22 protein-coding genes are annotated in these 22,306 nt (G+C 41.1%); 13 read left to right on the forward strand and 9 right to left on the reverse strand.

Annotation, left to right across the window (positions count from 1 at the left end):
• Position 1: 1 nt before the first annotated feature.
• The 4 genes from EWE74_RS10545 to EWE74_RS10560 are packed head-to-tail and all read right to left on the reverse strand — an operon-like array spanning position 2 to position 2,358.
• Complete coding sequence (locus tag EWE74_RS10545; RefSeq protein ID WP_130141512.1) at positions 2-409, reverse strand: EVE domain-containing protein; 408 nt, start codon at positions 407-409, stop codon at positions 2-4.
• Positions 406-756, reverse strand: coding sequence for a gliding motility protein GldC (gene gldC / locus EWE74_RS10550; protein WP_130141513.1), 351 nt, complete (start codon positions 754-756; stop codon positions 406-408). Before gldC ends, EWE74_RS10545 begins: the two co-directional genes overlap by 4 nt.
• Before the next feature lie 24 nt (positions 757-780).
• Positions 781-1,020: a hypothetical protein gene (locus tag EWE74_RS10555; RefSeq protein ID WP_130141514.1), complete on the reverse strand. Its 240-nt coding sequence runs from the start codon at positions 1,018-1,020 to the stop codon at positions 781-783.
• 6 nt (positions 1,021-1,026) lie between these two features.
• Complete coding sequence (locus EWE74_RS10560; RefSeq protein WP_130141515.1) at positions 1,027-2,358, reverse strand: DEAD/DEAH box helicase; 1,332 nt, start codon at positions 2,356-2,358, stop codon at positions 1,027-1,029.
• An 80-nt stretch (positions 2,359-2,438) separates the two neighbouring features.
• Between EWE74_RS10560 and EWE74_RS10565 the strand changes: the two genes are divergently transcribed.
• Together EWE74_RS10565 and EWE74_RS10570 are read left to right on the forward strand one after the other, a co-directional pair.
• A complete protein-coding gene (locus EWE74_RS10565) occupies positions 2,439-4,577 on the forward strand; it encodes a S46 family peptidase (RefSeq protein ID WP_130141516.1) in 2,139 nt (712 codons plus the stop codon).
• A gap of 135 nt (positions 4,578-4,712) precedes the next feature.
• A complete protein-coding gene (locus tag EWE74_RS10570; RefSeq protein ID WP_130141517.1) occupies positions 4,713-4,892 on the forward strand; it encodes a histone H1 in 180 nt (59 codons plus the stop codon).
• A 74-nt stretch (positions 4,893-4,966) separates the two neighbouring features.
• Here the strand turns inward: EWE74_RS10570 and EWE74_RS10575 are convergent, their stop codons facing one another.
• Both EWE74_RS10575 and EWE74_RS10580 read right to left on the reverse strand, forming a co-directional pair.
• Positions 4,967-5,758: a GLPGLI family protein gene (locus tag EWE74_RS10575; RefSeq protein ID WP_130141518.1), complete on the reverse strand. Its 792-nt coding sequence runs from the start codon at positions 5,756-5,758 to the stop codon at positions 4,967-4,969.
• Entirely contained in the window at positions 5,758-8,523 is a 2,766-nt protein-coding gene (locus tag EWE74_RS10580) for an outer membrane beta-barrel protein (RefSeq protein ID WP_130141519.1), read from the reverse strand. The genes EWE74_RS10575 and EWE74_RS10580 overlap by 1 nt, the downstream gene beginning before the upstream one ends.
• 157 nt (positions 8,524-8,680) lie before the next feature.
• Here EWE74_RS10580 and EWE74_RS10585 point away from each other — a divergent pair, with 157 nt between their 5' ends.
• From EWE74_RS10585 to EWE74_RS10635, 11 genes are all read left to right on the forward strand, one after another.
• Positions 8,681-10,051, forward strand: coding sequence for a dipeptidase (locus EWE74_RS10585; protein ID WP_130141520.1), 1,371 nt, complete (start codon positions 8,681-8,683; stop codon positions 10,049-10,051).
• Positions 10,052-10,100: 49 nt separating this feature from the next.
• Positions 10,101-10,841 carry a lysophospholipid acyltransferase family protein gene (locus EWE74_RS10590; protein ID WP_130141521.1) on the forward strand — a complete coding sequence of 247 codons (741 nt, stop codon included), beginning with the start codon at positions 10,101-10,103 and terminating at the stop codon, positions 10,839-10,841.
• Positions 10,842-10,876: 35 nt separating this feature from the next.
• The gene (locus EWE74_RS10595) at positions 10,877-11,635 is read left to right on the forward strand and encodes an ABC transporter ATP-binding protein (protein WP_130141522.1); all 759 of its coding nucleotides are present in this window, start codon (positions 10,877-10,879) and stop codon (positions 11,633-11,635) included.
• 123 nt (positions 11,636-11,758) lie between these two features.
• Complete coding sequence (locus tag EWE74_RS10600; protein WP_017258669.1) at positions 11,759-11,980, forward strand: DUF2795 domain-containing protein; 222 nt, start codon at positions 11,759-11,761, stop codon at positions 11,978-11,980.
• Between the two features lie 63 nt (positions 11,981-12,043).
• Entirely contained in the window at positions 12,044-12,499 is a 456-nt protein-coding gene (locus tag EWE74_RS10605) for a hypothetical protein (protein WP_130141523.1), read from the forward strand.
• Between the two features lie 233 nt (positions 12,500-12,732).
• A complete protein-coding gene (trpD, locus tag EWE74_RS10610; RefSeq protein WP_130141524.1) occupies positions 12,733-13,722 on the forward strand; it encodes an anthranilate phosphoribosyltransferase in 990 nt (329 codons plus the stop codon).
• A 1-nt stretch (position 13,723) separates the two neighbouring features.
• On the forward strand, positions 13,724-14,344 hold the full coding sequence (locus EWE74_RS10615) for a phosphoribosylanthranilate isomerase (RefSeq protein ID WP_130141525.1): 621 nt from the start codon (positions 13,724-13,726) through the stop codon (positions 14,342-14,344).
• Positions 14,337-15,521, forward strand: a complete 1,185-nt coding sequence (gene trpB, locus EWE74_RS10620; protein WP_130141526.1) for a tryptophan synthase subunit beta — start codon at positions 14,337-14,339, stop codon at positions 15,519-15,521. Before EWE74_RS10615 ends, trpB begins: the two co-directional genes overlap by 8 nt.
• 5 nt (positions 15,522-15,526) lie before the next feature.
• On the forward strand, positions 15,527-16,300 hold the full coding sequence (gene trpA / locus EWE74_RS10625) for a tryptophan synthase subunit alpha (RefSeq protein WP_130141527.1): 774 nt from the start codon (positions 15,527-15,529) through the stop codon (positions 16,298-16,300).
• A gap of 363 nt (positions 16,301-16,663) precedes the next feature.
• A complete protein-coding gene (locus tag EWE74_RS10630; protein ID WP_206365199.1) occupies positions 16,664-17,032 on the forward strand; it encodes a hypothetical protein in 369 nt (122 codons plus the stop codon).
• A 105-nt stretch (positions 17,033-17,137) separates the two neighbouring features.
• On the forward strand, positions 17,138-19,714 hold the full coding sequence (locus EWE74_RS10635; protein ID WP_130141529.1) for a TonB-dependent receptor domain-containing protein: 2,577 nt from the start codon (positions 17,138-17,140) through the stop codon (positions 19,712-19,714).
• A 44-nt stretch (positions 19,715-19,758) separates the two neighbouring features.
• Here the strand turns inward: EWE74_RS10635 and EWE74_RS10640 are convergent, their stop codons facing one another.
• The 3 genes from EWE74_RS10640 to floA all read right to left on the reverse strand — a co-directional run bounded on the left by EWE74_RS10640 (position 19,759) and on the right by floA (position 22,114).
• Positions 19,759-20,340, reverse strand: a complete 582-nt coding sequence (locus EWE74_RS10640; RefSeq protein ID WP_130141530.1) for a Maf family protein — start codon at positions 20,338-20,340, stop codon at positions 19,759-19,761.
• Positions 20,341-20,859 carry a KdsC family phosphatase gene (locus EWE74_RS10645; protein WP_130141531.1) on the reverse strand — a complete coding sequence of 173 codons (519 nt, stop codon included), beginning with the start codon at positions 20,857-20,859 and terminating at the stop codon, positions 20,341-20,343.
• A gap of 271 nt (positions 20,860-21,130) precedes the next feature.
• Positions 21,131-22,114, reverse strand: coding sequence for a flotillin-like protein FloA (floA, locus tag EWE74_RS10650; RefSeq protein WP_130141532.1), 984 nt, complete (start codon positions 22,112-22,114; stop codon positions 21,131-21,133).
• Between the last annotated feature and the right edge of the window lie 192 nt (positions 22,115-22,306).

Genomic DNA, 22,306 nt, shown 5'->3' on the forward strand with positions numbered 1-22,306 from the left:
GCTACGCGTTCCCCAATTCCACGATACGGTCAAATTCTTCTGCTTTCAGTGGCATCACCGACAGCCGTCCTTGACGTACCAATGCAATTTCTTGCAGGAGTGGGTCGGCTTTTACCATTTCTAACGTTACAGGTGTTTTGAATGTCTCGACAGGTGCTAAATCTACCACTACCCAACGCTCATCGTCCGTAGTCGGGTCTTGATAAAATTCTTTAACAACCTTGGCGATGCCCACGACTTCCTTTCCTTCGTTACTATGATAAAACAACACCAGATCCCCCTTCTTCATCGCTTTCAGATTGTTTCGGGCCTGATAGTTGCGCACGCCGTCCCAAAACGTTTCTCCGTCTTTATTAAATTGCTCCCAGCTGTACTTAAATGGTTCAGATTTTACTAAGAAATAGTTCATTTTTCCTCCTCCAATACTTCCATTTTTTCCGCAAAATGCGCACAATAATCCCGCAAATCGCCAATTACTTTATCCGCCATCGGATCGCCGCCTGATGCACGTAAAAAAGTATCGCCCAAGGTTTGCAATGTCTCATAGAAAAATCGCTTCATTTCATCATAAGGCATATCTTTTGTCCAAAGGTCGATACGTAAAGAGTTCTTATATTGCGCATCCCAAAGGGCTAAGAACATAGCCTTTGACGGCATTTCTTCGGACGTCTCTCCGTCCGTCGACGACCAATCGATACGCTCCGGAATATTTTGTTCGTCTAATGTGACGTTTAGCTTTATTTCTGCTTGTTTCATTTCTTAAAATCAAATTTTAAATAGTTACATCACCCGTATGACCACCATCAATATCCCAACGACTACTATAAACGTCATCTGCGCATACCACAATTTTTTCAAATCTTTAAAAATCATACGAAATCCCAAATCTACCAACGACAAAATTACACATAGTGTAATTAACCACCCCCATGAGAATGTCATTTCGGTGTCCAAATTCATTTCTGAAATAACCCAGACCAGCACACAGGCCAATGTGATATTTAACGGTGTAAGCTTCACTAATAGTTACTTTTTCCGGAATTTAGCTGATTTCCCTTTAGAACTTGATGCTTTTCCTCTTGATGGCTTTTTTGCGCCAAAATTACCTTTTGGAACATGTTTCTTCTCATGAAAAGCTCCTTTAAAATCCGGATCTTCTTTTCTTTTCTGATTATCTATTTCACGTGCAATATCCTGTCCTTCCTTAAACTCCGTTTTTTCAACAAACACCTCTTCGGGAATAGCATATACGGGTATTCTCTGTCGAATAAGCTTCTCAATTTTGTCGACATAATATTTTTCCGCCGGGTTACAAAATGTAATCGCATCACCATTATTAAATGCCCGACCTGTTCGACCAATCCGATGCACGTAATCTTCGATAACAATAGGTACATCAAAATTGAACACATGACTCACATTAGAGACATCCAAACCACGTGCAGCGACATCGGTCGCTACCAAAATACGTATATTCCCTTCCTTAAAGGCATTGATCGAGTTTATACGTGTGTTCTGTCCCTTATTAGCATGAATAACCCGTACCTGCTCCTGTCCGTATTTTCGCTCCAGATAATGGAAAACATTATCTGCAACCGTTTTTGTTTTACAGAAAACAATAATCCGATGGAAAGATTCATCATCTTTCAAAAGATGTTGTAGGAGATTGAGTTTAGTCTTTAGGTTGGGTACTTCATAAAGCGCTTGGGTCACGGTCTGTGCAGGGGTTGCCTGTTCTGTTACTTCTATGATCGTCGGAAAAGCGAGGAAGTCCCCTGCGATCTTACGGACCAATTCACTCATCGTAGCAGAGAAAAGAAGATTCTGTCGTTTCCGGGGTACAATTTCTAATATCCGATGTATTTTACCAATAAAGCCCATATCCATCATTTTATCGGCTTCGTCCATCACTAAGAATTTCAAAGATTTGGTGTTAATATCACCTTCCAGATAAAGATCGAGAAAACGTCCCGGTGTAGCGACAATAATATCACATCCGCTGGCTAACTGCTCCTTTTGCGTCTTAGGCCCTAAGCCTCCATATAAAACTACCGTACGTAAATCCAGATAGGCCGAGAATAAGCGGATATGTTCTTCTATTTGCATGGCCAGCTCCCGGGTGGGTGATAATATCAAAGCACGGGGGTCATTCCCCTGCGCATATTTCAATTTCATAAGCATCGGTAGTACGAAAGCAGCTGTTTTTCCCGTACCTGTTTGTGCAATCCCCATCACATCCTGCCCCGCAAGAATAGGTGTGATTGCTTTTTGCTGAATTTCCGTAGGGACCGTGTAACCCGCTTCTGTAATCGCATTTTGCAATTGTTTATTGAGCTTGAAATCTTCAAATGATGCCATTGAACAAAGATAAGGAAAAGCACTATTATTTTGATTTAATAAGGAATTAAATCAAATTTGCATATCAAAATTGGTTGAATATGAAGAAAATTTGGATTTTTATACTCCTTACCACAGTGAGTATGACCACATTCGCTGATGAGGGAATGTGGTTTTTAATGCATTTAAAACGTCTGAATGAGGCGGATATGCAAAAGAAAGGGCTGCAGCTGACGGCCGAAGAAATCTACAGTATCAATAATTCCTCTCTGAAAGATGCCATCGTGCAATTTGCCGGCGGATGTACCGCCGAGATTGTGTCTGGTAAAGGATTGGTTTTCACCAATCACCATTGCGGTTACGGTGCCATCGCCGAGCTTTCTACACCGGAAAACGATTATTTGACAAACGGATTCTGGGCAAAATCATTGGAAGAAGAATTAAAGCCCAAATCTTTATCGGTTCGTTTCTTCGTACGTATGGACGACGTTACCAAACGTATTTTGAGTTTGGTAAATGATGACATGAACGAAAAAGAGCGGGAAAAAATCGTTAACCAGGAAATTGCCAAAATCGAACAGGAGAATAGCGAAAATGGTAAATACATTGTTTCCGTTAAATCGTTTTATAACGGAAACGAATACTACTATTTCGTTTACCAAGATTACACGGATGTACGTTTGGTAGGTACACCTCCTAACAGCATTGGAAAATTTGGTGGAGATACCGACAATTGGGAATGGCCTAGACACACCGGTGATTTTTCTGTTTTCCGCGTATATGGAGATAAAGATGGTAATCCTGCCGCTTATTCGGAAGACAACGTACCATTAACACCTAAGCATTTCTTGCCTATCAGCATTAAAGGTTTTCAAGAAGGTGATTTCTCTATGATTTTAGGCTATCCCGGACGTACAAACCGTTGGATGCCTGCTGCCGGCATAGATCAAAATGTCCAGTATGCATACCCGGCATGGGTAGAAGCCTCTAAAGTAGGGATGGACGCGATGAAGAAGCATATGGACAGCGATCAAGCGGTAAAATTAAACTACGCTTCAACTTATTCCGGTGTTGCAAACTATTGGAAAAACCGCCAGGGAATGATTGACGCATTGACTAAACACCGTACCGCAGCCACCAAACGCAAGCAAGAAAAGAAATTTCAAAAATGGGCAAATAAAAAGAATAATCGCGCAAAATACGCGGATGTCCTTTCTGATATCAACGCCTATTATGCGGCAACCAATGAAAAGGCGAAACACGACAACTATCTTATCGGCATGCTTCGTTCTTCGACATTTGCCCCATTGCCATACAGCTTGGGAAATGCATTGAAACAATACGCCGCTGCTGACGAGAAAGATCGTACAAATAGACGTCCAAGCCTGGAAAACGGAATTGCAGAGACATTTGAGGATGTCTATCTCCCATTGGAAATTGACGTCCTATCGGACGAGCTAAACCTATATGCTGCAAAAGCAGGTGATATCGCCCCCTATATACAAGAATTAGCCTCCAAAAATAACGGTAATTTTAAAACAGACATTCAGACGGCTTTCGACCAAAGTATTTTTTCTTCGGTTGATAAATTGCATTCATTTTTGTCCAATCCATCAATAGAAACGATTGATCGCGACCCACTCTATTTGATTTCCACTTCTTTGATGGATAAATATCGTGAACGAACACCAGAAACAGAAGCTTTGGATGACAAATTTCAATCGGCTTACCGCAAATATATAGCCGGCACATTGGAAGCTGATCCAAAAGGGAAATATTACCCGGATGCCAACTCTACTTTGCGACTAACGTATGGAACCGTCCGCGCTTTACCCAAAGATCCACGTAATGATGCAAAAACAAACAACTATACAACGTTAAAAGGTACAATCGCGAAATATCAACCTGGCGACGAGGAATTTGATTTGCCGCAACGTCTAATGGATTTGTATGAAGCAAAAGATTACGGCCGTTATGCCGATAAAGCCGGACACATGTCGGTGAATTTCCTAAGCGATCAGGATATTACCGGTGGTAACTCGGGGTCTCCGGTATTAAATGGAAACGGCGAACTGATTGGCTTGGCTTTTGATGGGAATATAGAAGCTATGGCGGGCGATGTGATTTTTGATCCGGTCTTGCAGCGTACCATATCCGTCGACATTCGTTATGTATTATTTATCATCGATAAATTTGCAGGGGCGCAAAATATCATTGATGAGCTAAAAATTGTCGAATAATAGCGTCAAACGAAATTTATTTTTCAATTTTAATACAAAAATTGTACTTTAAAACGTTGTTTTTGTATATTTAGCTTGTATTTATAATCAGCTTAAAATATAATATTCATAAAAACTAAATTTATTTTTAAAAAAATGGAAAACTACAACAAACTAAAAGACTTAGTAGCATCAATCGAAGCTGATGCAGACAAGTTCTTCAACAATGGTAATTCTGCAGCAGGAACACGTGTACGTAAAGGTTTACAAGAAATCAAAACGTTAGCTCAGGAACTTCGTAACGAAGTGACGGCGAAGAAAAATTCCGAGAAATAGTCTTTTGGCTTTTCGCTTATAAAAGCCCGATTGTGTGTACAATCGGGCTTTTTTTATTACGTTATTCGTTTCTCCTATAGAAACATGGCTGCAAACAGTAGATTAAGCTGTTGATCGCTCATCCAACGCCCTAAAATATCTTTTAGCCTACCACGTGCTTCTTGGCGTGTCATCGGTTCATCTCTTTTTCGACCTGCCACGGTTTTTATAGTTGGGGAGCCAAATTTTACATCTGTGGCGTAGATATTGAAATGCTGCTCCGGCACGACCAACCCTAAAATCATTCCAGGTAGCCCATGTACCGTGCCCGGGCCGGCAGACAATGGGATCTGATCGGTATAGAAAGCTACCACATATACAGAATCTAGGGTCACGCCGTTTGCTCTTCGACAATCGTATCCTGCAATATTACGGTACTCATTCGTGATTTTCCATTTTACATGAAGCAACGAGTCCTGAATGAGGACTGGCGAGCCGCCGATTTCAAAGGTTGATTTGGAAACGGATTTCGAAAGATCTTGATATAGCGTCTGCTGATAATCCAGCAAACCGGATCTTAAAAGATTGGAAACAATAGGATCATATGTTTCTTTTACACTTTCCAAGCTCATTTCTTCTCCCCGAAACGAAACTTTCTTTTTTAATACAGCTGTTTCGGAAACTCTATCCATCAATTCCTGATAATATTTCTGACTAAAATTATCATCTTTTAGGGTGGAGATATGTCTTTTCAACAGGTTCTTAACATGTACGGTTTTATCGTAAAGAATAGTACCTTCCGTAGGGAAGTAAGCGTGTTGTGCTTTTACTGTTCCTGCGACAAAAACCATCAGCACAATGACCATCATATCGGTTATCTTTTTCATTATTCTTTTCCTCCTTTCATGGATGTAAAATCCCAGCTGACTTTCAGCATAAAATAGCGTGATATCGTATTGTACGTATTTTGTGAAATCATACTGCCCGATTGGAATCTTCTGAACCCTTTATTCTGGTTAAAAATATCGTTGACGTATACATCCACGGCAAGACTTTCGTCTTTTAAAAATTTCTTTGATATCCCCGGTTTGAACAACAAGAGTTCAAATTTCTCGTTAAGCGCTTTTGTTGGTGCCTCATAATTATACGACATATCGCCGTAAAAACTTAACTTCCACGGCAATTTCCAAGAATACCAAACATTGGTGCGATAAACAAACCCTGAGCTATTTAACTCCGGTTGCAAAGAGGTCTCCATCAACCGCCATCCGGGGTTAAAGCCGATATTGAAATCGATATTCTTCGTGGTATTTTTATAAAGATTCAAACCAAAAGAATAATCATAGTTTGTATTCTCGTTCAACTGTGAATTGATATAATTATAATAATTATTGTAACTTCCGTTTCCTGAAATGCGCGCTTTCAACTGTATTTTTTTGCTGACGTCGAATCCTCCACCTAGCCATATCCTTCCGTTATTGGTGACGTAGCCATCTAAGTTTTCATAAAATAACGTCCGTACGCCGTTTTCAATCATTACATTCTGCTGAATGGCATTTCTTGTTTGTCGCCACTCCATATCGACATATAAATTCGTACCCTTCATCATATTGTAATTGCTGTAATACATATTATATCGGTCGTTACGTGCCGGGGTCAGATCCTCATTTCCGACAACAATATTTAAAGGATCCTGATTCTGCCGAAGTGGCTGGATCTGGGAAAGCGAGGGCAGTGTATTCGAATGATTGTAGTGAAAACCAATCCTTTTATTACTACTTAAATTATAGCGCAATCTTGCCGAAGGATTATACGTAAAAAAGTCACGGTTTGCGCTGAGGTCTTCGTAGTTATTTTGCTGAAACATATCATCGTTCCGAAAGTTATTCGTGAAATTAGCTTCGAATTTTTCCAGTTTGTAATTCAAAGCCACATTTACGGCATTTCTGACCGTATTAAAATTAAAATCACTACTAAATTCTTCATCAAAGTCTGTATAACCTCCATTGCCGTCGTTGTTATAAGAAGTATTGATGGCGTGCGCTCTAGACATATTATACTCATATCCAACGGAAGAGTTCAATTTGGAGGTAATCGGTTCTGTATAGGTCAACGAGCTGGATATACTATTCGACTGACGGTTCATTTCTTTCAACTGATCCGTATTTTCCGTCAGCGTATTCCCCTCTTCATCATACGTGTTAAGGGTCGAGTTCAAAAAGCCTGTCCCTTGGTTATCGCTGACATTGCCACCAAACCGAAAGGACATCGACCGTCCTGTTTTTTTGAACCGCCGCGTAAGATAACCCCGGTAGTTAAAGTCTGTATTATCGGATACCGAGCTTTCCGTCCGTTCGTTGTCGTTTATCGCATCACCATCCTGATTCCAAGACTCAGCCCGGGTATAACTTTCCGACTCTGACCGACCTTTCGATGCGGATAGATTGAGCGTAAGGGTGGTCAACGAATCTATTTTCAAATCGTATTTCGTATTAAAACGATGTCTGCGCGCATCGGTTTCCCGATTGGATGTACTGGATGTATTCAATTCCTCATTATCCGGCAAACTATTTCTGGATATAGAGCTCTCTCCCACCTCATTTTGAATCATGCCGTATTTATAGCTCCCATTGAGTTTATGCTTATTTTCTTTCCAGGCGTCCAGAAAACTCACACCCGTACTCAGTGCTTGAGGCCTACCTTTTCCATCCCAATAATCGAAACCGTCGCCTGATGAGTAAAAATACATGTTGCCGTCGTCCGACATCTCCGTTTCCATTGTCGACATTCCGAATTTCTCCGCTTCCTGCCAATTTAAACTTAGATTGCCGTCATTAGCCCCCATCAGGTAAGCTCCAATCTTCTGGCTACCATTAAATTTGTTGAGGGCTAGCTTTCCCAAATAAAAATCATCCGTTCCTCCGGCTCCTTCAACTTTTCCAAACATCCCTTTTTTAGCATCCTCCTTCAATTTTACGTTGATAGTCTGTATACGCTCTCCATCGTCCACGCCCGTCCGCTCGGTTTCTTCTGACTTCTTCTCGTATAGTTGTACTTTATCCACCATATCCGAACGGATGTTACGGGTTACGAGTGTCGGATCATCACCAAAAAATTCCTCTCCATCCACCAGTACCTTCTCTACCGTCTTTCCCTGGGCGGTTATTTTTCCATCGGCGTCTACCGAAATACCCGGTAGTACCTTTAATAAATCTTCTACTTTCGCATTTTTTTCAACAACAAAACTCGACGCGTCATATTCTGTTGTATCTCCTTTTATGACGACGGGGATTCTGCCTGTCACGATAACTTCTTCAAGAAGATGACTAATGCTGGTCAATTTGACATCGCCTAAATGCACATCCCCATCGTCTTCTATAGCCTTAAAATAATCGCCGTATTTAGGATAACTCACAATGAGCAAATAGGGAATGGTATCGGGTTTGAGCAATTTAAATCCGCCATTCTCCCCCGCTCTGGTATGTGCCACCAGAATAGAGTCTTTGGCCTGCAACAACATAATTGTCGCGTTCGTAAGCGAGGTTTGGTCATTTTCATCCAATACCTTACCGGTGATTTCCGTTTGTGCCTGTAAATGATTAAAACATAAGAGAAGGGAGAATACAAAAAGTATGGCAGATAGTCTTTTCATTAAATTGGTAGCTAAAATTCACAAACTAAAGTTTATGCGAAAATATATATAATTATATCACAATTCATACTTTTTCGAAATCTTTTGCATTTTTTAACATCTACCGATTACATCTTCCGTTTCGAAAAAATCGGTAACTTTGTAAAAACACAACATTATGCTGACAGTAAAAGAATATGTCCAATCCAATAAGGATAGATTTTTAGAAGAATTATTCATATTATTACGTTTCCCATCCATAAGTGCCGATTCTAAATACAAAGAAGACATTGTGAAAACGGCCAACTTTGTTGCTGATAAGTTGAAAGAGGCCGGTGCGGATGAAGTAGAAGTTTGCCCAACGGCAGGAAACCCAATTGTTTACGGCGAAAAAATTGTAGACCCATCTCTTCCTACAGTTTTGGTATACGGACATTACGACGTGCAACCTGCCGATCCCTTGGAGCTATGGGATACTCCACCGTTTGAACCTACTATCCGCGATGGTAAAATTTACGCAAGAGGAGCCGCAGATGACAAGGGGCAATTCTATATGCATATCAAGGCATTTGAATATATGATGAAAAACAACGCCTTGGCCTGTAACATCAAATTTATGATCGAGGGTGAAGAGGAAGTAGGCTCTGCCAATTTAGGAACTTTTGTCAAAGAGAATAAAGCGCGTTTAAAAAATGATGTTATTGTCATCTCCGACACATCGATGATCAGCTTGGAACAACCTTCGCTGGAAACAGGGTTGCGAGGGCTTTCTTATGTCGAAGTAGAAGTAACCGGACCAAACCGCGACCTGCATTCGGGTGTGTATGGTGGAGCTGTGGCTAATCCCGCAACCATCCTTGCCAAACTGATCGCATCTTTGCACGATGAAAACAACCATATTGCCATTCCCGGATTTTATGATGATGTGGTAGAATTAAGTCAAGAAGAAAGGGAAGCATTGAACAAAGCTCCGTTCGACATTGACGAATACAAAGCGGATCTAGGCGTTGAGGAACTCTGGGGAGAAAAGGGCTACACCCCGATTGAACACACAGGGATCCGCCCGACATTAGAAGTAAATGGTATTTGGGGCGGTTATATCGGAGAAGGAGCGAAAACTGTATTGCCCGCTAAAGCTTACGCTAAAATATCCATGCGATTGGTTCCCAATCAAAATTCAGAACGGATTACCCATCTCTTCAAAAAACATTTTGAAGAGATTGCTCCTGCATACGTTAAGGTAGTCGTAACACCACATCACGGGGGCGAACCGGTCGTAACACCAACCGATAGCATGGCTTATCAGGCAGCCGAGAGAGCACTGGAAGAGGCATTCCATAAAAAACCTATCCCCACACGCGGCGGAGGTTCTATCCCAATCGTTGCACTGTTTGAGAAAGAGCTGAATGTAAAGACGGTATTGTTGGGCTTTGGGCTTGACAGCGATAATCTACACTCACCAAACGAAAAATACGGCATAGAGAACTACCTGAAAGGTATCGAAACAATTCCGTTATTCTTCAAATATTATGCGGAATTAAATAAATAATAGATTATAATTGTAGAGACGCAATATATTGCGTCTCTACCTTTTAAATATGACCAGACTCTTAAGAAAGATACATCTTTATGCCTATTTTGCTGCTGTTCTATTCTTCTTTTCCCTAGGCTATCCGTTTCTATTTTATTATGCCCGAAATCCCCAAAAGAATTATAAAAAATTGGTATCTTTTCGGAGATGGATAAGTTTAGCCGGAATGTATGCTGTTGGCATCCAAATCCACGTAGAATATGAAACACCTATTGACTGGTCCAAAAATTATGTCCTTTGTGCCAACCACACTTCGTTTCTCGACATCACCATTTTAAATTATCTGTGTCAATCCCCTTTTTCCTTTATGGGAAAAATAGAACTTCTAAAAAATCCGGTCACGCGTATATTCTTTCAGACTATCGATATACCTGTCAAAAGAGACAGTAAAATATCAGCCTTTAAAGCCTACAAGAGGGCGCTGGAACTCCTTCAAGAGGGAAAATCATTGGCTATCTTCCCAGAGGGTAGAATTGACGACGATTATCCTCCACTTTTACATCGTTTTAAGTCCGGTGCTTTCCGAATGGCCTATGAAAATAAAACCCCTATCCTTCCTGTTGTTATTCAAGATGCGTGGCAAATATTATGGGATGATGGGAAAACTTACGGGGCAAAACCGGGTGTCATCCATGTCAAAGTACTCGCTCCCATTGCTCCGAATGCAGCAGGTGGTGAAGCCTTCAGTTCGTTGGAAGCCGAGGTCTATTACAAAATGAAGGAAGCATGGAACACCTGTAATAAATAAATTTTGTATCTTATCCCCACTTTAACGCGAAAGGCATGGAAGAGCATTACTTAATTCAGATAGAAGATATAGGAAGAGAATACGTCATCGGAGCAGAAAGGATACATGCGCTAAAGTCGGTATCCCTAAACATAAAAAAGGGAGAATTTGTTGCGCTTATGGGACCATCTGGTTCAGGTAAATCTACCTTGATGAATATTTTAGGCTGCCTTGATACACCAACTAAAGGACAGTATATACTGAACAACATTAACGTCTCCGAGATGAGTGAGAACGAACTGGCAGAAGTTCGTAACAAAGAAATTGGTTTTGTTTTTCAAACATTCAACCTTTTGCCAAAAAATTCGGCCTTAGAAAACGTGGCACTCCCCTTAATTTATGCCGGCTACAGTAAAAAAATACGGGAGGAAAAAGCATTACAGGCACTGGAAAACGTCGGGTTGGGAAATCGTGTAGATCATAAACCCAACGAGCTATCCGGCGGTCAACGACAGCGTGTGGCCGTAGCGCGCGCGCTCATTAATGATCCTTCCATTATTTTAGCAGACGAACCTACTGGAAATCTAGACACAAAAACATCCATTGAAATCATGGGATTGATGGAAGATATACATTCGAGAGGTAATACTATTATATTGGTCACCCACGAAGAAGATATTGCACAACATGCCCATCGAATCGTGCGTATGCGCGACGGATTAATCGAGGATGACTACCCCAATCCCGATATCAAATCTGTACACCCCAGACTTGATGCACTTAAAGAAAAAGGCTCTGATTTTGAAAACATATAATTTTATAAAGCTGTAACACAACAGATTACATCAAAACAAATTTAATAACAATCGTCTGACTTGATTTAGTGGATAATAATGTTATTTTTGCGAAAAAAAGGATTTCACTAAAATAGTAGATATATGTATTGGACACTAGAACTTGCTTCACATTTGGAAGACGCACCATGGCCAGCAACTAAGGATGAGTTAATTGACTATGGTATTCGTTCGGGGGCTCCAGTTGAGGTTATTGAAAACCTGCAAGCGCTGGAGGATGATGGAGAGCCTTACGAAAACATCGAGGAGATTTGGCCAGACTATCCAACAAAAGACGATTTCTTCTTTAACGAAGACGAATATTAAAAAAGAGAAGGTATTAATCCTTCTCTTTGAAAAGCTGTCTTATTTCCATAAAGTAAGCTTTTTATGTTAAAAATATTATCAAGTTTTCTTCTCTTCTGTTCCGTCGTACACGTTACAGCACAAACCACTGAAACGTCCACGCAAGACGATATTAAACGTATTAAAGATTTTATCGCGGACATAGCGGACGAAGCACTACGCCCGGACATCATTCTGAGCAGACATGTATTGTTGGAGCAGACAGAAACAGATGAAGAATACGACTATCTGGAAGCTAGTATAGAAGAAATACGCATCAATCTCCAACCCAAAAACCTTGATGAAATAACCTATATTCCTTTCCAAGCATTATCTAGGCGAGAAACTCGTGATATCGACCCTGAGGGAAAACCAACAGATAAAATATATTTTTTACATTACCGCAAGCGTCAAATGCTTGCCGTTTATATCGCACAGGATAAAATCGCGTCGTTTACCCTCGTATCTAAAGGAGATAAAGCACACTTTGTCACGTATTAAAGGAACCTATAACATCTTTTTTCATAATTTTTCTTGCATTTTATTAACAAATATTAGACATTTGCTATTGTATAGTAACAAAAATGAAACTGAACAATGTAAATAGAGCTTGGTGGTGGCACAACAGTTAATGTTGTGGCAAAAACCTATTGCTTGAAATTTTTACATCAAAAAATAGTGGGCTTGCCTAAAGATTAGGCAAGCCTTTTTTTATAGACTTTGTTTTGCATGATATGAAAGAAATACTAGCTCATTTATTTGAGTATAAAACATTCACGACGGAAGAAGCATATACTATTCTTACGAATATCGCAACTGGAAAATATGACTCCCATCAAATAGCGGCCTTTATGACGACCTATGGTATGCGCAGTATTCGGGTAGAGGAGCTTAGCGGCTTTCGAAACGCGATGTATGATCTTTGTCTTAAGGTAGAATTCCCAGGGTATGACTTGATTGATTTATGCGGCACCGGCGGAGACGGCAAAAACACGTTTAATATTTCCACATTGGCATCCTTTGTTGTCGCGGGAGCGGGTTATCACGTAGCAAAGCACGGCAATGTCGGTGTTTCTTCTGGATGTGGTTCTTCCAATGTAATGGAATATCTGGGTTATACATTCACCAACAACCGTGATGAATTACAACGCCAATTGGATGAAGCTGGTATCTGTTTTTTACATGCCCCTCTTTTTCACCCGGCAATGAAAACTGTCGCACCGATTAGACGGGCCCTAGGCGTTAAAACATTCTTCAATATGTTGGGGCCACTTACCAATCCTACCAACCCCAAATTCCAGGCTGTAGGTGTGTTTAGTCTAGAGCTCGCCCGATTATATAATTATCTTTATCAAAAAACATCCAAACAATATAGCGTTATCCATGCATTGGATGGCTACGACGAAATATCGCTCACAGGCGATTTCAAAATTATCGATAATCAAGGGGAGAAATACGTGAAGGTAGAGGATCTGGGTTTTTCGCAGATAGCTCCTGCTGATCTAGCTGGTGGAGACACCGTGGAAGAGGCGGCTGCTATCTTCCGTCGTATAATCAGCGGAGAGGGCAATGACAAACAGAATAATGTAGTGCTGACTAACGCTGCTTTTGCTATTAAAACCATACATCCCGAAAAAACATTTGGCGATTGTTATTACGAAGCGGAATCATCTTTGTTGGGAAAAAAAGCATTACAAAGTTTTCAAAAACTGGTCTCTGCATAACATGAATCATTTAAAAATAAAAGTATGTGGTATGCGCGAACCAGCAAACATTCAAGCGCTCGCGTTGCTTCCCATCGACTATATGGGATTCATCTTTTATGAAAAATCCGCTCGTTATACGCCGAATCTTCCAAACATCTCTATTCCTGCTTCCATTAAAAAAACGGGGGTATTTGTGAATGCAGAACAGGCCATGATCCATAAAAAAATTGCCCAAGGGCTACAAGCGGTCCAGCTACACGGACAAGAGTCCCCTATGTACTGCGAACAAGTAAAAACCCAACGTACAGAAATCATCAAAGCATTTGGAATTGACACGAGCACATCATGGGAAAGCCTTGCTCCTTATATGGGAATTGTCGACTATTTTCTATTTGACACGAGTAGCCCCCAGCATGGCGGCACAGGTCGCTCTTTCAATTGGGAATTGTTAAAGGCTTATCCATATGACGTTCCCTATTTTTTAAGTGGTGGACTCGACCTCGTTAATATTCCAAATGCACTAGCGATTAAAGACGAACGTTTGATCGGTTTAGACATCAATTCGAAGTTTGAAGTAGAGCCAGGAATAAAAGATATCGACAAATTACAGAAAGCATTGAAAATAATCAGACATGAGTAAATATCAAGTAAACGAAAAAGGATATTATGGTCCATTTGGAGGTGCTTACATCCCGGAGATGTTGTATCCAAATGTAGAGGAGCTCCAAAAAAAATATCTGGAGATCATGCAAGAGGAGAGCTTTCAGCAAGAATTTCAAGAATTGTTGAAAGACTATGTAGGACGTCCCTCCCCTTTGTATCTAGCCAAACGTTTATCCGCACGGTATGGCGCAAACATTTTTCTTAAACGTGAAGACCTCAATCACACCGGCGCACATAAAATCAATAATACGATCGGACAGATTCTCCTCGCCGAACGTCTAGGTAAAAAAAGAATCATCGCGGAAACCGGCGCAGGTCAACACGGTGTCGCTACGGCTACCGTGTGTGCACTAAAGGGACTAGAATGCGTTGTGTATATGGGCGAAATCGATATCCAGCGGCAAGCACCTAATGTGGCACGTATGAAAATGATGGGCGCCACCGTCGTTGCTGCTCAATCGGGGAGCAAAACCTTGAAAGATGCAACCAATGAGGCTTTACGTGACTGGATAAATAATCCAGTAGATACGCATTATATTATTGGTTCGGTAGTGGGTCCACATCCCTACCCCGATTTAGTAGCCCGCTTTCAGTCCATTATATCTGAAGAAACAAAAAAACAGCTTGCAGAAAAAACAGGCAATAGTCTACCGGACTATGTACTCGCCTGCGTAGGTGGAGGCTCGAATGCAGCGGGGATGTTCTACCATTTTCTAGCGGATGAGCAGGTACAACTTATCGCAGTGGAAGCTGCTGGGCATGGCGTAAATAGTGGTGAATCAGCCGCTACGACGGCTTTAGGAAAAGAGGGCGTGTTGCACGGAAGCCGCTCCATTCTTATGCAAACGGAAGACGGACAAGTCGTTGAGCCTTATTCTATATCCGCAGGATTAGATTATCCCGGTATTGGACCTCAACACGCTTGGCTGTATAAAAGTGGACGCGGAAAGTATGTCAGCATTACCGATGATGAAGCCATGGAAGCAGGGTTATTGCTCACCAAACTAGAAGGAATCATACCGGCAATAGAAAGCTCACATGCCTTAGCTTATCTGGAAAAGATGAAGTTTCAAGGAAATGAGAATGTCGTGATCTGTTTATCGGGTCGTGGCGACAAGGATTTGGACAACTATATGAAATATTTTGGATTTTAAAAATCATGCAAGTACAAGATATATTTAAAAAAGATACGTCAAAAGAACTGCTATCCATTTATTATACGGCAGGATATCCGCATTTAGACAGTACGATGGCTATCGCTGAAAAATTAGAACAGGCAGGGGCAGACTTTCTGGAGATTGGCTTTCCCTATTCCGATCCGGTAGCAGACGGGCCTGTTATTCAACACAGTTCGGAGGTAGCGCTAAAAAACGGCATGACACTCCCGCTGCTCTTTCAACAATTGGCAGCATTAAGATCACGGGTGTCCATCCCTATTTTCCTGATGGGATACTTTAATACAGTCTTACAATACGGTGTTGAAAACTTCTGTAAATCTTGCCAGGAAGTAGGTGTGAACGGCGCTATTATACCCGATTTGCCTATGTACGAATATGAAGAGCTTTATCAAGAGGTATTTGCGCAATACGGCATTAGTAATATCTTTTTGGTTACACCACAAACCTCCGCGGAACGGATACGAAAAATAGACGCACTCTCCAATAGCTTTATTTACCTACTATCGTCTAATGCAACGACAGGTAAAAACTTGGAAGTCGGTGAACAAGCGGAACAATATTTTCAACGCTTGAAAGACATGAACTTAACCAATCCATTGGTAATAGGTTTTGGAATTTCGGATAAGGGTACTTTTCAGAAAGCTACAAACTACGCCAAAGGAGCCATTATTGGAAGTGCATTTGTCCGCTTATTGGCAGACGATAACTACATAGACAAAATAAACCCTTTTATCAAAAGTATAAAAACCTCATAAGAGGTGTTTGTCTTTACGCCTGTCCTTATTTCACTGTTCGGACAGGCATAAAGATAAAATTTCTTACAGCTCTTTTACATACCTGGAGTATACCTTAAAGATACCAACAGCTATGATCAAGAGTGATACTGCTAAAGAAAGAAGAACCCTAGGTTCGGACAGTAATTGCTCCATATCGATTAGTTTTATGATGTGATAAATTTAATATCTTCTTTACTTAAATACAATATCTTACAAAGATTTTTTTCCACACAACTTTTCAGAGATAAAATATCTTTTCTATCTTTGTTTGACATGAGAGCATTCTTATCGAGCATTATATTATTCTTTTACACCCTTACGTGTACAGGAATGACTGTGTATATGCACCAATGCCATGGTGGCTCGTTCGTTATGCTTCAAGATAATGTGGAAAAACACCATCAAAGTTGCCCCGTTTGTCTGGATCAGGAGCATGAAACAGCGTCAAAATCGTCTCACGCCTGTGATATGGAAGGCGACGATTGCTGCAAAGACATCAAAATTGATTTAAAGAAAGGGCAAGAAGAAGTTGAAAGTACGCCTTCTTCTCTTAATTTCATGACATTATCACCTGCTACACTCTCTATTATATGGATAGTGGTTCTTCAACCACATTTCGATGCACAAAAAATAAATGTAGGGCCTGATCCCTTTCTCCTGACAAAACAGTCTACCCCTACCTATCTTCTCCATTGCAATTTTCGCGTCTGATTTCGCTGTAACAGCTTAATAACAACATTTCACTTGGGACCGCCTATAGGAAACAAAGGAAATGTCAGTATCATGTATTTAACAGTAATCAAATAACGAAATATAATGAACGGACTATATAAAGGACTTATTACCTTACTTTTTATTAGTATATATACCATCGGTTTTGCACAGCAAGATAGCACCATTACTTTCGAAGTAGCGGGAAATTGTGCCCTGTGCAAGCAACGAATTGAGAAAGCAGCGAAAATCAAGGGTGTTTCCCAAGCGACGTGGGATACACAAAGCGGCATGGCGACTGTTGTTTTCAACCCAAGCATCACCTCCTCTAAAAACATTAAGCAGTCTATTGCTGATGTCGGTCATGACACCGATGAGATACGCGCAAAACAAGAGGTCTATGAAGAACTCCATCAGTGTTGTTTGTACGATCGTCTCGGCGAAGAAAAAGATAAGGAGGATCACGACGATGATCATTTTAACCACGACCATGACCATATTGTACGAGGTGTTGTTGTGCAAGAAAACAACCGCGGTGATTTAACACCTATTGCTGGTGTCAACGTGCATTGGCTGGGCGATCAGTCCACACAAAAGCAGAGTAACGGCGAGGGGGTATTTGAACTTCTCCATAAAAAAGAGTCCAGACATCTCGTTGTCAGCTACGTGGGCATGCAGTCCGATACTATCGAAGTAAAGAACCTACACGAGATCTTGGTTATCCATGCGAAGAATAACGTTTTAGGAGAAGTGGTCGTTTCCAGAAGACAGCGCACGGCTTATGTAGATAAATTGAACGCTAACCGTGTGGAGACAATTACAGCAAGGGAACTGTTTAAGGCTGCTTGCTGTGATCTGAGCGAAAGTTTCGAGACAAATGCCTCTGTGGACGTCGTTTCAAGTGATGCGGTAACAGGCGCGAAGCAAGTACAATTATTGGGTCTGAGTGGCATCTACACGCAATTAACGGTCGAGAACCTCCCCGGTCCACGCGGCTTTGCATCTCCACTAGGATTAAATAGTATGGCGGGGCCGTGGATAGAAGCTATACACATCAGTAAAGGGATGGGATCCGTAGCGAACGGATTCGAAAGTATGTCGGGACAAATCAATGTCGAATTAAAAAAACCCCATGACACCGATCGCCTCTATTTTAATGCTTATGCCAATAACATGGGACGTACGGATGTTAATTTAAATCTGGCTCAAAAACTAAACGACAAATGGTCTGTAGGCCTTTTACTGCATGATAATTTCATGTACAACAAAAACATGAACTTTAGCCATAATGGTTTTAGAGATATGCCTGTGGGCAACACATTTTCGGGTATAAACAGGTGGCATTATGAAGATGGAAAAGGTTTCATTGCACAATTTGGCGTCAAGTATTTAAGTGATGACCGTACCGGAGGAGAAATCGATTTTAATAAAAGCACGGACAAATTGACCGCTAATCGTTACGGACTGGGATTCGATATCGACCGCGTGGAAGGTTTTGCGAAGATTGGCTACGTTTTCCCAAGCAACAAACTCCGCAGCATAGGTTTACAGCTCTCGGGGTCACATTTCCGTCAAAACAGCTTTTTTGGGTTAACAACTTATGATAACGAGCAAAATAGTGGATATGCTAATCTCCTCTACCAAGATGTCATCGGCTCGGTAAATCATAAATACAGAGTTGGAGCCTCCGTATCATACGATAAATACAACGAAAATATCCTCCAATATGATTTTAACAGAACGGAAACTGTCTCGGGAGCATTCCTAGAATACACCTATACGCCAAGTGAGAAATTTGATGCCGTATTGGGTCTTCGCCAAGACTACAATACTATTTACGGCTGGTTTACAACACCAAGAGCGGTACTTCGCTATGCCCCCACCAATACGACGACCTTTCGCTTAAGCTCCGGAAGAGGACAGCGGACGGCTAATATATTTGCGGAAAACCTCGGTATATTTGCCTCCAGCCGGGCAATAGACTACGGACAGCTTACCCACCAAAATGGTACGGCCTACGGGTTAAAACCAGAAGTATCCTGGAATACAGGATTTACTTTTGATCAAGATTTTCAATTGTTCGGCCGAGAATCAGGCCTATCCGTTGAACTTTTTCATAACAACTTCACCAACCAGGTGGTCGTAGACTGGGAGAATCCCAGAGCGGTATCTTTCTACAACCTGGACGGCAAATCATACTCCAATAGTTTACAAGCTGAATTTAGGTTTATGCCTGCTCAACACTTCGAAGCCAGAATGGCTTATAGATTATTGGACGTACAAACAGATTATCGAGAAGGACGTTTACAAAAGCCATTGACTGCCAAACACCGGGGTTTTGTGAATATGGCGTATAACCTTCATAGCGGATGGAGTTTCGATTACACCTTAAATGTGGTAGGCAAAAAACGTCTACCGTCTACCCTAGACAATCCTGTTGCATATCAATTGGCAGCCTATTCAGATGCCTATGTTACGATGAATGCGCAGATCAGTAAAAGCTTCGGTGCAGATAAAAACTTCACGCTATATATTGGTGGGGAGAATTTGACAAACTTTTATCAAAAAGATCCTATCTTAGCGTTTGAAGAGCCTTTCGGCAGTCATTTTGACACCAACTTGCTGTGGGGTCCGATAACCGGCCGGATGTTCTACACTGGAGTACGATATACGATTAAATAGCGGTATACTAAATAATAATAAGGGATAGGGGCAAAAAATTGCCCCTATAATTTTTTCATCTCCTGATACAACCGGGCTGTCGGCAATCCCACCACGTTTTCATACGAACCTGTAATAGATTTTACCCCGATAAATCCTATCCATTCTTGGATTCCATATGAGCCCGCCTTATCAAACGGGTGATAATTTTCCATATAAAAAATAATTTCTTCAGCTGACAAGGGATAAAATTCCACTTGCGTTTCTTCAACAAAAGAATGTCGCTTTCCTTGGTACTGTAATGCGACAGCTGTCAATACAACATGATGGGCACCTTGCAACTTGTCCAGCATATCAAATGCCTCTTTCTCGTCGTGGGGTTTACCTAAGATTTCATCCTGATGGACAACGATCGTATCGGCTGTGATAACCAGTGTGTCATGAAACGAAGTGCTGTCAAATCCTTGAATTTTGTTGGTAGCAATATGTTCAACGACTTCTCGGGGTGATTGCTGTTTATCAAAATGTTCATCTGTCTCTTTGACGATAACTTGAAAATCAAACCCCATCTTTTGCAGGAGTTCTTTCCGCCGAGGTGATTGGGACCCCAAGATAATAGGTATACCTTTAAACCTTTCTATTAACATCTAAATACTCTTTACGTGATCATTATCGTACCATTTCTTTTGAAGCTTCAGGATCTTTTCGATGACATCGCGAACACAACCCTCTCCACCATTTTTCGGAGAAACATAATGGGCAACAGCTTTTATCTCCTCCACTGCATCTTGTGGACACATGGGTAGCCCCACCTGTTTTAAGCAGGTCAAATCCGGTATATCATCTCCCATAAAAGCTACTTCGGTTAATGCGACTTTATAGCGGAGAATAATGTCCCGCATTACGGTCAATTTATCGCCTACACCAAGAAAAACATCTTCCACACCAAGCCCACGAAGGCGTTGTAACACACCTTGCGATTTCCCGCCACTTATTACTGCGATACGAAGTCCACGCTTCATCGCCAATTGTATGGCATAACCATCTTTAATAGAAAAACGCCTTAGCTGCTCACCTTGTTCCGTAACAAGTACGGAACCATCTGTAAGAACCCCATCGACATCCAAAAAAAGAACTTTAATATTGGCAAATGCTTGCAGCACCATAAAATAGCTAATTAATAAAAGTCAAAATTTTATCTAAAAACGTCATATCATCAAAGGTTTGTCACATATTGATTGCAAACGCAACTATACACACAATAGGCTTGACAAATATTATTTTTCGACGTACTTTTGTACTGTAATCGATAAGCAAATGTAAGATTACAGCATTAAAATTGTCTTTTCATAATTTAGGTTTATAATTGGTTAGTAGCAAACCCTGGCGCCCATCGCCAGGGTTTTGTTTTAAGAACAACTTTATTACCTTATGCTGTTATGATTTTCCTTTTCCACCCGATGTTGGCTTAGAAATCGAAGAACGCATTTCGGTATCAGCTTGTACATTTTGCATTTTATAGTAATCCATGACACCAAGATTTCCGCTCCGGAAAGCATCCGCCATGGCCAAGGGAACCTGCGATTCTGCTTCAATCACTTTTGCTTTCGCTTCTTGCGCCTTCGCACGCATTTCCTGCTCGGTAGCGACGGCCATAGCACGACGTTCCTCTGCCCGGGCATTGGCCACTTTCAGATCCGCCTCTGCCTGATCTGTTTGTAATTTCGCGCCCACATTTTCGCCGATATCAATATCAGCGATATCAATAGATAAGATCTCAAATGCCGTTCCCGAATCCAATCCTTTGGATAAGACCGTTTTTGATATACGATCAGGACTTTCCAACACTTCTTTGTGATCCGTGGACGAACCTATCGTCGAAACAATACCCTCTCCTACACGGGCAAGGATGGTTTCTTCTCCGGCACCTCCTACCAATTGATTGATATTGGCGCGTACTGTAACACGTGCCCGCGCAATGAGCTGTATACCATCTCTGGCCACAGCAGCCACAGGAGGTGTATTAATAACATTCGGATTCACCGACAATTGCACCGCATCAAAAACATCCCGGCCTGCGAGATCGATAGCCGTAGCCAACTTAAAGTCAAGCGGTATATTCGCTTTATCCGCCGAAATAAGTGCTTTAATAACTTTATTCACATTGCCTCCGGCAAGATAATGGGTTTCGATTTCATTTGTCGAAATACGTAAGCCAGCTTTTGTGGATGTTATCATCGCGTTGGTTACCAACGATGGCGGCACTTTCCGCAAACGCATCAACACCAAATTTAACAGGCTGATTTTTACATTGGAAAGTTGCGCCGTAAACCAAAGATTCACCGGCAACAAATAGATTAACACAAAAAAGGCTACAACTCCTCCTACAATAATTAAAACTAAGCTAATTTCAGGTTCCATACGATATATTCATTTAAGTAACTCCTTAAAGATATTATTTATTTTGCGTTTTCAGCAAGTCAATTACTATTTTTGTATCCAAGGGGATTTATTCTAAAAATATAACATGGTTATAATCATCAAGATTAGCCTTTAACATACCATAGGGACAACAAGCGGTATATCGTTAGATATGATATCAACAATAATTTA

The organism is Sphingobacterium corticibacterium, assembly GCF_004208525.1.
GTDB classification, from domain to species: Bacteria; Bacteroidota; Bacteroidia; order Sphingobacteriales; family Sphingobacteriaceae; genus Sphingobacterium; species Sphingobacterium corticibacterium.

What these genes read in the sequence shown, in the direction of transcription:
- EWE74_RS10545 (WP_130141512.1), bottom strand. Translation starts at nt 409, where the DNA reads ATGAACTATTTCTTAGTAAAATCTGAACCATTTAAGTACAGCTGGGAG.
- gldC (WP_130141513.1), bottom strand. Translation starts at nt 756, where the DNA reads ATGAAACAAGCAGAAATAAAGCTAAACGTCACATTAGACGAACAAAAT.
- EWE74_RS10560 (WP_130141515.1), bottom strand. Translation starts at nt 2,358, where the DNA reads ATGGCATCATTTGAAGATTTCAAGCTCAATAAACAATTGCAAAATGCG.
- EWE74_RS10565 (WP_130141516.1), top strand. Translation starts at nt 2,439, where the DNA reads ATGAAGAAAATTTGGATTTTTATACTCCTTACCACAGTGAGTATGACC.
- EWE74_RS10570 (WP_130141517.1), top strand. Translation starts at nt 4,713, where the DNA reads ATGGAAAACTACAACAAACTAAAAGACTTAGTAGCATCAATCGAAGCT.
- EWE74_RS10575 (WP_130141518.1), bottom strand. Translation starts at nt 5,758, where the DNA reads ATGAAAAAGATAACCGATATGATGGTCATTGTGCTGATGGTTTTTGTC.
- EWE74_RS10580 (WP_130141519.1), bottom strand. Translation starts at nt 8,523, where the DNA reads ATGAAAAGACTATCTGCCATACTTTTTGTATTCTCCCTTCTCTTATGT.
- EWE74_RS10585 (WP_130141520.1), top strand. Translation starts at nt 8,681, where the DNA reads ATGCTGACAGTAAAAGAATATGTCCAATCCAATAAGGATAGATTTTTA.
- EWE74_RS10590 (WP_130141521.1), top strand. Translation starts at nt 10,101, where the DNA reads ATGACCAGACTCTTAAGAAAGATACATCTTTATGCCTATTTTGCTGCT.
- EWE74_RS10595 (WP_130141522.1), top strand. Translation starts at nt 10,877, where the DNA reads ATGGAAGAGCATTACTTAATTCAGATAGAAGATATAGGAAGAGAATAC.
- EWE74_RS10600 (WP_017258669.1), top strand. Translation starts at nt 11,759, where the DNA reads ATGTATTGGACACTAGAACTTGCTTCACATTTGGAAGACGCACCATGG.
- EWE74_RS10605 (WP_130141523.1), top strand. Translation starts at nt 12,044, where the DNA reads ATGTTAAAAATATTATCAAGTTTTCTTCTCTTCTGTTCCGTCGTACAC.
- trpD (WP_130141524.1), top strand. Translation starts at nt 12,733, where the DNA reads ATGAAAGAAATACTAGCTCATTTATTTGAGTATAAAACATTCACGACG.
- EWE74_RS10615 (WP_130141525.1), top strand. Translation starts at nt 13,724, where the DNA reads ATGAATCATTTAAAAATAAAAGTATGTGGTATGCGCGAACCAGCAAAC.
- trpB (WP_130141526.1), top strand. Translation starts at nt 14,337, where the DNA reads ATGAGTAAATATCAAGTAAACGAAAAAGGATATTATGGTCCATTTGGA.
- trpA (WP_130141527.1), top strand. Translation starts at nt 15,527, where the DNA reads ATGCAAGTACAAGATATATTTAAAAAAGATACGTCAAAAGAACTGCTA.
- EWE74_RS10630 (WP_206365199.1), top strand. Translation starts at nt 16,664, where the DNA reads ATGCACCAATGCCATGGTGGCTCGTTCGTTATGCTTCAAGATAATGTG.
- EWE74_RS10635 (WP_130141529.1), top strand. Translation starts at nt 17,138, where the DNA reads ATGAACGGACTATATAAAGGACTTATTACCTTACTTTTTATTAGTATA.
- EWE74_RS10640 (WP_130141530.1), bottom strand. Translation starts at nt 20,340, where the DNA reads ATGTTAATAGAAAGGTTTAAAGGTATACCTATTATCTTGGGGTCCCAA.
- EWE74_RS10645 (WP_130141531.1), bottom strand. Translation starts at nt 20,859, where the DNA reads ATGGTGCTGCAAGCATTTGCCAATATTAAAGTTCTTTTTTTGGATGTC.
- floA (WP_130141532.1), bottom strand. Translation starts at nt 22,114, where the DNA reads ATGGAACCTGAAATTAGCTTAGTTTTAATTATTGTAGGAGGAGTTGTA.